Genomic DNA, 13783 nt, shown 5'->3' with positions numbered 1-13783 from the left:
GCCCACGTTGCCGTCCGCGTGGCTACCGTCCGCACGATTCACGTCGACTGGTGGGCCCCCAACACTCGACCTCATTGGCAGCACTCCATCAATAGGACAGAACCGCGCCGAAGAACACCCCACCCGCGCGATTGTCCCCCGTGATCCGCCAGCGGTACTGCACGGAGACATCGACAAACGAGCGCGGCGAGTCATAGAAACTGTCGCGGAACCAGTAGCGTGTCGACACGCCGACGCCCATGCCGAGCGGAATCTGGTGATTGATACTCGAATCGTAGTCAGCGCCGATCACACCGTACGGAAACACCGTGAGCTTGGGGCTGATCTGATCGAGCCGGTAGGTACGCCCCGCTTCGACATACCCGGTGCCATAGTTCCAGCCGTGGCTCACGTAGTGACCCACTTCCGCGTAATCCTGCACGGTCCACCACGACGGCACATCCAGGCGCCGTTCGGTGCCGAGGCCGCCCGAATACGCGAGCCGCAGCAGCCAGTCTTCGGGCGCACGTGATCCAAGCGGAATCAGACGTTCGAACGCAACGATCGCATCGACCGACTCAAACGGCTTGGCGCGCACGCCGACAGCGCCGAGCGCGGTCGAAATGCCGCTCGGCACATTGCCCTTCGCGGCAAAGTCGTCGTACGCACGGGCATAGACCTCGAACATGCGATCGCCGAGCGCGCCGAACGGCCGCCAGTAGCCTTCTAGACCCGCCTGCCAGTTGTTGTAGGTGCCGGGCGCCGAACCGCTTGCGACACCCGGCTGCAAGCCTGCGCCGCGATAGTTGAGCGAAGTGGTGAAACCCCATGTACGGGTCGCGTCCGCGTGCACATTGCGCAGATCCTGTAACTGCTGCTGCGTAGCGGGCGCAGCGCCGTCGGGCGGCGCCGTGCCATAGTCGATCGCACGCTCTATGTAGCGCGCCGCCGCCTCATTGAACCAGGCCCGGTACGCGCTGTAACCGGCGTCGCCGCTCGCACGCGCCGGCAGTTGTCCGGCCTCGTCGGCCTGTGCGAAGTAAGCGAACGCGCGGCGGTCGTTGCCGGCTCGCTGTGCGATATAGGCGGCCTGCAGCGGCAGCAGCGCGTCGAGCAGCCCGTCGTGCAGCGCCGCGCGTGCTTCCTGTTGCGCACCCCGATGGTCGCCCGCGTCGTCAAGTGCATTGATCAGCTCGACACGGTGCTGCGCGTTGCGTGGCGCGGCGGCCACCGCCTCGCGTGCATGGGCCAGCGCTGCCGCCTTGTCGCCCCGCTGCGCGGCAAGAATCGACGCACGGCGCGCGGCGAAACCCGGGTCGGCTGGATATACGTAGCAGGACGAACCATAGGCGTCGGTAATGCAATCGAGGATCGGGCGCGCCGCGTTCGCGACCTGCAACGACGGTTCCGCGCTGGCTTGCCCCGTCGCGGCAGACGCCAGCTTCTGGCGCGCCTCGAAACGGCGTGCGTCGATGAGCGTGTCGGTATCGTCGCCGGCCGGCTTGAGCGGCGCCAGCAGATCGAGCGCGCGCTGCGGCTCGCCTTCGGCGGTCCATACGTCAGCGACGATCGCGCGCGTGATACGCGCATCGCGTTCGCTTCCTGCGTTGGCTGCGTTGGCTGCGTTGGCTGCAGTATCAGCGGATCCTTGCAGCGCCTGCGCGAAATCGGCATCCGCATCCATCGCACGCCCTTGCGCGGCGCGTGCATAGCCGCGCAGCACGTGGAACGTCGCGGCGGGTTGAATGCCCGCATCGATGGCCTCGGTGGCGGCCTGCTCAGCCCCAGGCAGGTCATTTTGCGCGAGCAGCGCGGCGAGCAGTTGCATCCGGTAGCCGGCCTTGTCCGGCGCATAGCCAATCGCCTCACGCGCCAGCGTCGCGGCCTCCGCATACGCGCCGCCCTGATAGGCAGCGAGTGCCGCGCCGCCCGGCTTCGGCGCAAGCCGCGCACCAATCAGCAAACGCCGCCCGCGCAACGCGTCGTTATCGCCGAAGCGTTGCACCGCATCGAGGTCCTCTTGCCAGGCGGCATCGAGATCACCTGCGGCATTGGCCGCATCGATCGCCAGCAACCTCAGCCGCAGGACGTCGGGACGCAAGCTAACGGCTTCGTTCACTGCGTTGAGCGCACCCTCGTAGTCCTTGTCCGCATATGCCTTGTACGCACGCTGCGCGGCAAGGTAGGCACGCCCAGTCAATTGATCCGGCGAGCCGGCCCCGGCCACAACCGCCGTGCGTCCCACAGTACGTCCCGCCGTACGGCCATTGCCGCCCTTGCGTGCCGACGTGGCGCCGGCGATCTGCGCATCCACTGCACGGCGCCTTGCCACCAGCGCCGCATCCGGTCCCAACTGGCGGATGGCATCGTTCAACGTACGGCTAGCATCGCTATAGCGGCGCTGCGCCGCCTGCGCATTCGCCAGCAGGAGTCGCAACGAGGCGAGATCGGGCCGCTGGCGGATCGCCTCGCGCGCATGGGTCTCGGCTGCTGCATAGTCATGCCGTTGGTAGGCGTCGTAGCCTTGCTGCGCGACCCGGTAAGCCGCACCGCTTAACGGCAGCGGCTGGCTGCCGCCAGACGGCACGGTCTGCGCGGAAGCCGGTGCGCCGAGCCAAAGCACGCCCACGAGCAACATCCATGGCGCGCCATTGCACAACCGCGACCATGCTCGTACAGAGCTGCCAGAAGACACGCCTGATATGCGACGCACACCACGCGCCAGCCACTTCGATTTGGAGTTCATCATCGCGCGGCTGTCACCTCGTCACGCAAGCGCTGCTGTTCCTCAATCGCGCGATGGAGCGCGTCGTTCGAAATCACACCACGCGCGACCATGTAGTCGCCAATGCGGCCATGCGCGTCCGGACGATAGCGCTGCAGCGCCGCTTCGAACGCCGCTCGCCGCACATAGCCGCGCTCGATCAGCAGATCGCCAAGCAGCGGCACCGACTGGGGCGTTAATGACGGCGTCGTTGATGGCGTCGATGGCGGCATTGATAGCAGCGTCTGGCCGACGTCTTCGCCTGTCCCTGTGCCGGCAACCGCAGACGGCGCAGCACGCTCCCCAGCAGGACGCGCCACCACCGGCACTCCAAGCAGCAAGCGCAAGCCGTCCGCAATCTCACCTTCGCGCACGATCCGCAGCACGAATGCTTGCGCGAGCGCCGTCCGCAGGACGGCGCGTACCTCCTCGGTCGGCGGGCTCGCCACCAGCAGCACCGCGTTACCAGCGGCATCTAACCCCTGTGGCAAGACCCGGTTGCGCACGATCAATTCGAGCGGCAACTGCGCCGCATGGGCCTTCAGCAGCGCAGCGTCGAGCCGTCCGCGCGGCAGATCGGCCTGGAACGCGATCGCCTCGGCGAGCGTCTCCTCGTCGAGCCAACCGTGCGCCATCAACACGCGGCCCAAGGGCGCCTCCTTGGCGTAGTCGTCGCCGAGCGCCTTTTCGATGTGTTCCGCGCCCACTGCCTGCCACGACACCAGCAATTCGCCGAGACGCGGGATGTGGTCGTCGAAACCGTCCGATGACGGAAAGTCGTGCATGGTTTTGTCCCACACCAGCCGCGTGCCGGTGAACAGGTGCCCGATAAACAGCTTCCACGCCCGCGCGACGGCCACGAAATTGACGAAGTTGCCCACGACCATGCGCGGCACCGACAACACGCCATGCTCCCAGCCATACAGGCGGGTGACGAAATACACGCGCTGCACGATGCGTAGCAGGAAGGCAAAGCCGTTCGCCCACAACACGGCGATCAGAAAGCGCGACTCGTTGAACGGCGATACGATCAGATGCGGCATGTAGCCGAGCATATCGGCGTAGGTGAAGAACAGGAACTGGATCAGCAGCGCATACGCCACAATGCCGACGAACGCGGTGACGATACCCTTGCGGTCGCGCGCCAGCAGATAACGATTGCCGAGCGAGCCCTTCCAGCCGGTCTGCTGCCAGCCCTGCAGGCCGATGCCGAGGGTCCAGCGTGCGCGTTGCCGGTAAGCGGTGCGAAACGTGTTGGGGAAAAACTCGCGCACACAGAGGGGCATTGTCACCGTCACATCGCGCTCGGGGCCGAGGCCGAACCACGACTTGCGGCGCGTCGAGAACTGCACCGGAAAGCGCGCGAAGATCGACTGCATGCCCATACGGCCGAGCCGCTCACCCACGTCGTAGTCCTCGGTCAGCGTCTCCGTGTTGAACGGCTGATTCTGGGTCGCCTCGCACAGGCCGAGAATCGCCCGCCGCGAAAAACACGTGCCCACCCCTGCCGACGGAACGGCGCCCGAAAGGCTCTCGCGTACCACCAGGTCTTTCGCGTGCCACTCGGCGAACTCGTCCATATACGTGCCGGCAACCAGTTCGTACCAGTTTCTTTCGAGCGACGCGACCGGCAACTGGATCATGTCCTTGCGCGGCAACAGATAGTTGAAAAAGCGCAGCTCGAGCGGATGCAGCACGTCCTCGCTGTCATGCATGATGACACCGGCGTATTCGACGCCGCTCGCCTCTTCGTCACGGAAGATGGCCTGGATGATCCAGTTCAGGCAGTCGGCCTTGCAGGTGGGTCCGTCATGCGGCACCTCGACACGATGCAGTTGCTTGTAGCGGCGCCGCATGCGCTCCACTTCCGCAATCGTCGCCGCATCGTTGCGGTAGGTGCCCACAAACACCGCGTAGTTCTGGTAGTCGAGCACGCGCACGAGATCCGACACCATCGCGCCGATCACGCCGTCCTCCTGCCAGGCCGGCACCATAATGGCGAGCGGCTGCTGTTCGCGCGTATAGAGCTGTTCGGCGGTAAGCGGCCGGTAACGCCGCTCGATCGTCAGATAGCGATACGTGCGGCGTATCCAGTACCACGCGTCGATGAACAGATCGTCGAGGCTCGAGATCAGGATGATCACCGCCACCACGGCAGTGGCGGTCTGCATGCCGTGGTAGTAGTGGCCCGCGAAATAATCGGCCCACCATTTGAAGGCGTCGAAGCTCACGGTCAGCCTTGTTGCTGGTTGTCCGCCGGGTTGGCCGGATCGGCCGGCGGCTGCGTCTGCGCCGCGCTGCGTGCAGCGGCATGGCGCCGGGCGATGCGCGCGGCTGCCAACAGTAGCAGCAGGAGGACGATTGCGACCGTCGGCAGTACCCAACTGATCCAATGCCTGATAAACCAGCTACGCTGGTCGTCGATGGCCGGCACGGCGCCCTCGTGCTGGGTGTCGAACTGCTTGAGCACGCCGCTCGCATCGACCAGCGCGACGTCGCCGTGCAAGGAGGCGAGCGTGGCCGGCAGCACCGGCGCATCCGCGCCGAGCGTACGGTAGACGACGCCGGGCGCACCGCCCGCCCGTACGACTTCGATCACCCCAAGCTTGTCGAGTCCGGACAGATCGGCCAGCACGTTGCCCGAGCGGCCGGTGAGCGTCAGGCGGTCGGCCGCGAAGCTCGCGTGGGCAGTCTCGCTGTCGAGCGCCACGTCGAAGGCAAGAAACGCATTGCCGGCCTTTGCGCTCTGCCCGTCCGGCACCACCGTCAGCGTGGCGCGGGCCGGCGACACGCTAGCGGCGTTGGCCACCCGTGCGACACGCGGCAACGAGCCGAGCGGATCGCTCAGATACGCGTCAGGCACCAGCAGGTCCGCACCACCCGAGAAGCGCACCACCATGCCAGTGAAATCGTCGCCGAGCGGCGCCTCGCCAAGCTGCAGATAGCTGCCGGGCAGGACCGCCGCCGGATAGCCTTGCGCCCGCGGCTGGCAGCCGCCCTCCGGCTGCCGCTGGAACACCACGCGCAGAAGGTTGGTCGCGCCGAGCGCGTACACCGGGATGTCTGCTACCACGCGTTGGGCGCGGCCGTTTGTATCGAGCAGTTGCGAGCCGATCAGCACGCCATTGAAAAAGATCGACGCGGTCTGTGCGTTGCGATTCGAGGCAGGCGCGGCGGCCAGATCCAGCACCACTTTACGCGGCACCTTGCCGTTGCGCGACGCAGCGGCCAGATCGAAATGCGCCTCCCACGCGGCGCTGGTCAGCACGTCGAGCGAGCGCGGCTCGCCGCCCACCAGCGAGAGCGCGAGCTTGTCGGTGGTGCCGCCGGCACTCACGTTCGGCGCATCCTCCAGCTCATGCACGACGAGGCGGTTTGAGACGTCAATGGGAGTCCACGTGCGCGACAGGGCCGCCACACCCTTGCTGTCGCCAACCACCACCGCCGCACGGCCGCCCACTTGCGCGAGGCGCACCTCACCCGCCACGAGCGGCGCGCCAAGCGGCCCAAGTGTGCCGCTGCGCCATGTGTCGAAGGCACTCGCGGCGTCCGCCGAGACGCCCGCCACCTGGGCGCGCAACGCATCGAGTGCGGTATTCACCGAGCCGCGCAGCGTGTCGTCCGCCACCACCACGCTCGGTGCAAAACCGGGTGCCGGCGCTAGCGCGAGCAAGGCCCCCAGTTCGGCCGGATTGGCAATCTTGTGCTGGCCGCCCGCAGCCAGTGCAGCAAATGCCGGCACCGCTTGCAGTGCGGCCGGCACGCTCAGGTTGGCCAGATTCACCGTGTCGCCAACAGCGGGCAACAGTTGCGTCACAGGGCTCGCCCCTGCGCGCATCAGCAGGGCCTCGACCCGCCACGCCGCGTCGTAGCCGGCTGCGCTCAGGCGCTTGCCGCCCACCAGCACCACCGGCGCGGCAGGTAGCGCGCTCCACGCGGTGCGCACGTCGTGGATCGCCGAGGGATCGAACTGATAGGTGAGACGCGATGTCGGCGCGATGCGCCACAGGTTGCCGATCGCGGTCTGATCGGTACAGAAGTTGTCGTTGAGCACCGACGACCATTGCATGCCGACGCGCACGAAACCCGAGGGCCGCGGCGCACCGTCGACACCAATGTTGATCGAGCCATCGCCCTGCGTTTCGCCGACACTGCGCGCGACCACCGGCGAGCCGTCGAGCGTGAGCAGCATGGTGGTCCGGCCGCCATCGCCGCGCAGATAGTTGCCGTCGATCTGCAAGGCCGCGCCGCTGATAGGCAAGCCAGCCGGCACCGGCAGATACAGCTCCTGGCTCGCATCGGGGGCGCGCAGCAACAGCGGCTCGCGCAAGCCGAGGTCCGCGAGCGACACCGTGCGCGATTCGACCCGCCCTTGGCCAAGCTGCGCGAATGCAGCGGCGAGATCGCCGGGCGCTGCTTGCGCTGCGGGTGCAGCGAGCAGGGTTGCGAGCGCTGTCATGCGCAGCGCGCTGGCGGCGCGAGGCCATGCAGTGTGCGACAGGCGGGGCGTATCGGGACGCCAAATCGGTTGGGCTCTCACGTGGCTGGGTTCCTTGTTATCTGTGTTATCGGCAAAGGAGCAGGCGTCTGCAGTGCACAACGCGCAGCTCATTGCCCGGCATATCGAATACATGTGTGGATCTCGCAGTTGGCGCGCGCGATGCGCGTTACCTGCATCGCACCGGCAGATCAGGCCGGTTGCTGCAGCGCGGGCCTTACATCGATGCTGTCCCGCCCTGCAACACGAATAGCGGATGACGGTAGCCCGGCAAGGTGTCGCTCGGAAACGCTTCGAACGGCTTACCGGTGAGCGCCGCGACGATGCGCTCGGAAGCGTGGCCGTCGCCATACGGGTTGACGCGTCGCGCAAAGGCGCGCCGCTCCTGCTCGTTGTCGACCAGTTCGAGCACGGCGCGGACAATCGAATCGCGTTCGGTGCCGACCAACCGCACGGTGCCCGCCGCCAGCGCTTCGGGGCGCTCGGTCACGTCGCGCATCACCAGTACCGGCTTGCCGAGCGCAGGCGCCTCCTCCTGCACGCCGCCGGAATCGGTCAGCACAATGCTGGCACGCTGCATCAGGCGCACGAAGTCCGGATATTCGAGCGGCGCGGTCAGAAACACGTTGGGAATATTGTCGAGCGCGGCCAGCACCGGACCGCGGACGTTCGGATTCATATGAACCGGATAGACGATCTGCAGCTTGCCGGTCTGCGCGAGCGTGGCGAGCGCCGCGCAGATATGGTCGAAGCCATCGCCGAAGCTCTCGCGGCGATGCCCGGTGACCAGCAGCAACGGCAAGCTGGGGTCGATGGCCGGCAGGCGTGCGTCGATCGCCTCGCGCAGCGGCGCGTCCTGATCGAGCCGCGTGCACATCAGGCGCAGCGCATCGATCACCGTGTTGCCGGTGACGATCACCTGACCGCTCAGCGCTTCGGCAAGCAAGTTGGCCTTCGAACTGGCGGTGGGCGCAAACAGCAAGTCGCTGACCACGTCGACCACGCGCCGGTTCATCTCTTCAGGCCAGGGCTCCATCAGGTTACCGGTGCGCAGTCCCGCCTCGACATGGCCAACCGGAATGCGCCGGTGAAACGCCGCGAGCGCGCCGGCCATGCTCGTAGCCGTATCGCCGTGCACCAGCACGCGGTCCGGCTGCTCGGCTACGAGTATATCGTCGAGCCCCGCAAACAGGCGCGAGGCCAGGCCATTGAGCGACTGGTTCGCCGTCATTACTTCGAGATCGTGAGCCGGGACGATACCGAACAGGTCGAGCACCTGTTTGAGCATGCTGCGATGCTGGCCCGTCACGCAGACCACGGACTGCACGTCCGGATCGGCCTCGAGCCGCTTCACGAGCGGAGCCATCTTGATCGCTTCAGGCCGGGTGCCGAAAATGGAAACTATACGCACAGGCATTCCCTTTGGATCGGGTGTTCATAATGGACTGGCAACACGGCAACGATTTCCACCTCGCGATGCCGTCCATTTACCTTTGCCCTCGATTTAAACATTGATTATCTGGCTCAAAGCCAGCGGGCGTAACTTTACATTGTTAATTCGAACCTGTGGAGCCTTAGCCGGAGCGACCGAGCGTGCTTTTGTCCGAACCAATGCATCAGACGGTAACGCTTTCCAACCCGATGCGATTTAACAATCGTTGGACGTAACCTTTACCTGCGCTAAAAGCTTAGGTGATTTTCACTCCCTATGCACTGCGAATGATTATACGGATGGTTTGCAGGCGAATTTAAACTGGTAATTCCAGTCTGCGCGGGGTCGTGTTCACACATGATCCCGGCGGCTCATCGTGCCGTCCGCCGCGGGCGTTGCGGCCGCGGCGCTTTTCTGCACGCTCGCCACGACTGCCCCGGCGCCGTCTGCAACACCGGTTTGCAGCCATCGCACCTGATTGCGCCCCGCGGCTTTGGCGGCGTACAACTGGGCATCGGCGGCGGCCAGCAGGTCCGCCGCGCTGCCGCCCTCCGGCGGGTGGCACACGGCGCAACCCACGCTGATCGTCACGTGACCGCTCTGCGCCCCCTTGTGTTCGAGGCCCGCGGATTCGACGCGCTTGCGGATCTTTTCCGCCACCTTGAGCGCCCCCTCGAGCGCGGTGTCAGGCAACACGACCGCGAACTCCTCGCCACCATAGCGTGCGGCAAAATCGAGCGGACGCCGGGTGCCGGACACAATGCGCTCGGCCACGACGCTCAGCACCTCGTCGCCCATCGCGTGGCCATAGGTGTCGTTGAAACGCTTGAAATAGTCGATGTCCATGAACAGCAGCGCCAGCGGCGTCTGCTCGCGCAGCGCGCGCCGCCACTCCTGGGCGAGCCGGCGGTCGAAGGCGCGGCGGTTATTGAGGCCGGTCAAGGCGTCGGTCGAGGCAATCCGCTTCAACTCGGCCTCGGCCAGTACCTTGTCGCGCAGCGCGAACGCGAACAGCCACGACACCGCCACATAGGCGCCGCCGAGCAGCACCGTCATCAACAGCGCGAGCTCGCTGCGCCGCCGCCAGCTCGTGAGCACATCGTGCACGGCCGGCGCAATTCCCACGATCAGCGGCGCGCCCGGGACATGCGCGAAGGTATAGATGCGCTCGACGCGGTCGGCGCTCGCCTTCGACACAAAGGTGCCCGACTGCTCGTGAACCAGCGCCGGAAAATTAGGCGTATTCGAATAGTTGGCGCCAACCCCGCCGCGCGTCGCCGGCCGGCTTGCGAGCAGCGTGCCGTCGTCGAGCATGATGAAGGCGCCGCCTTGCGGGCCGAGATCGATACGTTCCAGCAGTTGCCCGAAATACTCGATCCGGAAACTGACTAGCGCGACCCCGGCGAAAGCGCCATTCGGACCGTTGATACGCCGCGACATTGCCACCGCCAGCGCGCCATTGCGGACTTGCGACGCATACGGCCGGGAAATGTACATTCCGAGCGAGGGGTCGGACTGATGCACGAGGAAATAGTCGCGCCTGGCGAACGAGACGCCAGGATAGGTCCGTCCGCTCTGCGACGCTTTCACGTAGCCTTGCGCGTCAAGCACGTAGGCGTCGCCAAAGAACCAGGAGTTCATGCCGCGATCGAACAGCACGCGCTGGCGAATGTACAACGGCAGGGTCCACGTTTCCTGGCGCTCGGCATCGGCCACCACGCCTTGCAAGGAGACATCGTAGATCGCCACACTGCGTTGCAGATCCGCGGCGATGATCGCAACAAGATTGCGCGAGTTCTCGGCGGCGTGCCGGAGTTCCTCCGCGCGGCCGTTGTAGAACGCCTGGAACGTCAGCGCCGCCATCAGGCTGGCGGAGAGCATGCCGAACATGCCCACGAACAACGGGTGCCGTCCGATCCACCGAAACATCTGTGCCCGCCTCTCGACCAGCCGCCGGGCCAGCCGATAGCGCAAGGTTAGAACCCGTTGTCTCGACACGTACCTGACTCCCCACGGTGGCGATTGTCTCCGCACGAGGGCGAGCGCGCTTGCGAGGCGAGGCTCTGCCCTCCGGCTGTCTATGTTCTCTTGAGAATATGCCCCAGGACGATCTGAAACGAAAGTCGCTAGCAGGGGGATGGGACGCGTCGCCGCCCTCTTTGGAGGGTAACGGACAGGGGCAAAATCGACGCCGATTTCACATCGATCGCGACCGTGGTTTCGAGATCTGGAATCATCAGCGGTATCTTCATACCTTTATCGCAGGCGGCCGGCGGTACGACAAAGTGGCTGAGCGCCCCTAAAAAGCGCGCCTGCCGCCTCACTCACCCCTGCAGCGCCGCCTTGCCGCCGGGCCCGCCGCGTTTGGCCTTGGGCGGCACCCGCGCGGGCAGGGTCGACAGCCGCATCATGTGACGCAGCGCCATCATCGCGCCGATCGCTTCGAGCACCCCTGCCGGCACCCACATGATGAGACCGCCCAGGCTCTGGTCGAGCACGGCGGGCAGCGACGTAAACGCGCGGCCGCAGAGCGTAAACACTGGATAGAGGTCATGCGAGGAAAACGTGATGATCGCGCCCACCAGAATCTGCGGCGTCATCGTAATGACCGGCGACAGCACCCGCAGACCGGGCCGGGTACGGCTCGGCGGGCTGGGACGGTGATCGAGCAGCATCCACCAGTACAGCAGCCCGCTCACCGCCACCGACCAGTTCATGAACGTGTAGATGCGCCAGTCCAGCATGGCGATGAACTGAACCGACGGAATTAGCCAGAACACCACCGACACGACGAACGCAGCGGAGATGAAGGTGGGATGCAGCACGATCGCCGCGACGAAGCGCACGAACCTGCGGTGCTGCCAGCGCCGCAGCGCACTGCGCCAGCGCAGCGGCAAGCCGGCGCGCAGGGCGGCGCCCGGATAGGCGGCCATCAGGATCAGCGGCGCCAGGTGGTGCAGCATCAGGTGCTGGAGCCGATGCACGAAAAACTGGTGCTCGGCGTAATAGTCGAGCCGCGTGTGCAGCGCAATATAGAACAGCCCAAGGCCGGTCCAGAACGCGACCCGCCGGACCATGCCGATCCGCAGGCGGCGCGAGCCGCGCGCAAACAGCACGGCCACCACGACGAACACGGCGACCAGAGCGAATGACGGCTCCCACGGATCAAGCAAGCGAATCAGCGACATGATGGATTTGACGGTAACGGCCGCGCTGCACATCCGGACGGACGCAGCGCCGATGCGGCGACCCGTATAGTAGCAGGGGGCGTTCCGACCCTGGCGGCCACGCCCGCCGCGCGGGGTGGGTTTACTTTACCCGCTCGAACGGCGTCATGCCCGTCATGGTGGGCAACACGAGCCTGTCGTGCTGCTTGTCGTAGATGACGTTCTCAGCCCCGCCCGTCGCATTGACCTCCAGTACGCCATTACGATAGGAGGCCGAGGCCATCGCGCCCTTCATACCGCCTGACGTGGTATTGGCAATGATGAAACCGTCGTCGTTGCGGGAGATCTCTATGCTTTCCCGGCTTTTGGTGCTCTGCCACTTGCCGACAAACTCGTCGCCTTCCTTGTTGCCGCAGCCTGCCAGCACGGCAAGCAGTATGGCAACCAGCAGCACGGCATACGTGCGAATCATGTTGTCCCCTCTATTTACGATGGTTGCGCCGCCCAGCCTGGCGAAGGGGCGCGAGGTGGCGGCGATCGATTGTAGTGGCGATCGGGAGAGCGCCAATCGGGTTAACGACAGTTTGGCGCAAGACCTGAGACTAGCGACGCCAACGGTTCGCTGCGGTTGACGGCTTGCGGCTCTCCAGCCCCGCCGCCCTGCGTTGCCCGTCGAGCATTTCGTCCAGCCGCCGCGATTCCTTGTTGATGGAAAGGAGTTCCAGCAGGCAGGATACGATGAACAGCACAAAATTCAGGATCATCAACCCGATCATGATCTCGATCCAGTCACCCACGACAACCCCCGTCGACACTCGACTCTTCATTCAATGTATCTGCCTCGATTAAAACAATGGGCCATAAAAATGCCTGGCTCACGTTATTCCCTCTCCAACAAAAAACGTAGTCATTTTAAATGAAAAGTCAACCAGACAGGTTTGTCTAAATCAGTATTTTTAAAAAAATATCCAGAATAATACCTAAATGAACACCAATGGCAACTCAATGGCGCAGTGAAAATTACTCATCGGCTCGCAGGCGGCGGCGTCCTACCGTCCGCTCGTTTTGCCAGAGTATGACGACGCCTCGATTGCAAGGCGCAAGCTCGTACACAATAATGGAATGCACCGTGCCGAGCGCCATCCGGGTCATCGCCACAGGCTGTCGCGCCACCTTTGCTCCTCTCGCCTATCCGGCGTCAATGAGAGACTGAAGCGTATAAACCGCACTCGAAACAATCAAAAAAAGTGCCGGTCATGCCTCGCATACACGCTGCCCAACCCATTGCGGCGGCGAAATAAAAATGTTGCAAAAATTCTGCTCTTCTTTCGCCCTTGGCTGCTATGCGCAATCTCGGGAGCCGGAGGCGCCCGGGGCAAGTCGTTGATCGGGATGATTCAGGCGGTTGAGGGCGTACATTGAAAAAAAGCAGCCCGGGGTTACAACACCCCGGGCTGCCTGACCTGCTGTAGCTCATCGTCCAAAAGGTCGCAGACGCGTGCGCCTCAATACCGATGCCTAGAAAGTGTGACGGATACCCACACGCACCAGCGTCTGCGTGTCGCCGGCCGACGAGATGCCGTTCGCCACGTCGCCGATCGACGCCGTCGCGTTCACGATGTTGCCGTACTGGTCAAGGGTCTTGCCGCTCGCCTTCTGATAGCCGACCAGACCGTACAGCGCCGTACGCTTGGACAGGAAGTAGAACGTCGACAGGTTGAACTGGTTGTACTTCGGACTCGACTGGCCCTGGATCGACGTGCCCGCCGTGTAGTCGTAGCCCGCCGCGACGCGCAGCGCCGGGTTGACCTGCCACGAGGCCGTCGCGCCCGCCGAGTTGAAGGTCTCCTTGCCCTTGAAGAGCGAGAAGCTGCTCGCCTTGTACTGCGTGTTGCTGTACGACACGCCCAGCGTCACCGCCCCGATCAGGTAGGTGCTCGACG

At 64.8% G+C, this 13783-nt stretch carries 9 protein-coding genes; all 9 read right to left on the bottom strand.

Features of this window, described 5'->3' with window-relative positions; genetic code table 11:
- Positions 1 to 88 precede the first annotated feature (88 nt).
- A complete protein-coding gene (locus BLQ92_RS07320) occupies positions 89 to 2617 on the bottom strand; it encodes an NfrA family protein (protein WP_244106410.1) in 2529 nt (842 codons plus the stop codon).
- 107 nt (positions 2618 to 2724) lie between these two features.
- On the bottom strand, positions 2725 to 4974 hold the full coding sequence (locus tag BLQ92_RS07315; RefSeq protein WP_279607946.1) for a glycosyl transferase family protein: 2250 nt from the start codon (positions 4972 to 4974) through the stop codon (positions 2725 to 2727).
- A 2-nt stretch (positions 4975 to 4976) separates the two neighbouring features.
- Positions 4977 to 7202 (bottom strand): cellulose biosynthesis cyclic di-GMP-binding regulatory protein BcsB, encoded by a 2226-nt coding sequence (locus BLQ92_RS07310; protein ID WP_175772821.1) that lies wholly within the window; start codon positions 7200 to 7202, stop codon positions 4977 to 4979.
- Positions 7203 to 7458: 256 nt separating this feature from the next.
- Positions 7459 to 8658 (bottom strand): non-hydrolyzing UDP-N-acetylglucosamine 2-epimerase, encoded by a 1200-nt coding sequence (wecB, locus tag BLQ92_RS07305; RefSeq protein ID WP_090683021.1) that lies wholly within the window; start codon positions 8656 to 8658, stop codon positions 7459 to 7461.
- Between the two features lie 366 nt (positions 8659 to 9024).
- Positions 9025 to 10602 carry a sensor domain-containing diguanylate cyclase gene (locus BLQ92_RS07300; RefSeq protein ID WP_090683019.1) on the bottom strand — a complete coding sequence of 526 codons (1578 nt, stop codon included), beginning with the start codon at positions 10600 to 10602 and terminating at the stop codon, positions 9025 to 9027.
- Positions 10603 to 10997: 395 nt separating this feature from the next.
- Entirely contained in the window at positions 10998 to 11861 is an 864-nt protein-coding gene (locus tag BLQ92_RS07295) for a cytochrome c oxidase assembly protein (RefSeq protein ID WP_208449395.1), read from the bottom strand.
- A gap of 121 nt (positions 11862 to 11982) precedes the next feature.
- Entirely contained in the window at positions 11983 to 12312 is a 330-nt protein-coding gene (locus BLQ92_RS07290; RefSeq protein WP_090683015.1) for a hypothetical protein, read from the bottom strand.
- 130 nt (positions 12313 to 12442) lie between these two features.
- Complete coding sequence (locus BLQ92_RS07285; RefSeq protein WP_143016524.1) at positions 12443 to 12637, bottom strand: hypothetical protein; 195 nt, start codon at positions 12635 to 12637, stop codon at positions 12443 to 12445.
- 721 nt (positions 12638 to 13358) lie between these two features.
- On the bottom strand, positions 13359 to 13783 hold a 425-nt coding region (locus BLQ92_RS07280), incomplete at its 5' end, for a porin (RefSeq protein ID WP_143016523.1).

It is taken from the genome of Paraburkholderia phenazinium, from assembly GCF_900100735.1.
In the GTDB taxonomy this organism is placed as follows: Bacteria; Pseudomonadota; Gammaproteobacteria; order Burkholderiales; family Burkholderiaceae; genus Paraburkholderia; species Paraburkholderia phenazinia.
Note: the sequence above shows the minus strand (reverse complement) of the source record. Positions and strands in the feature narration are given on the sequence as shown.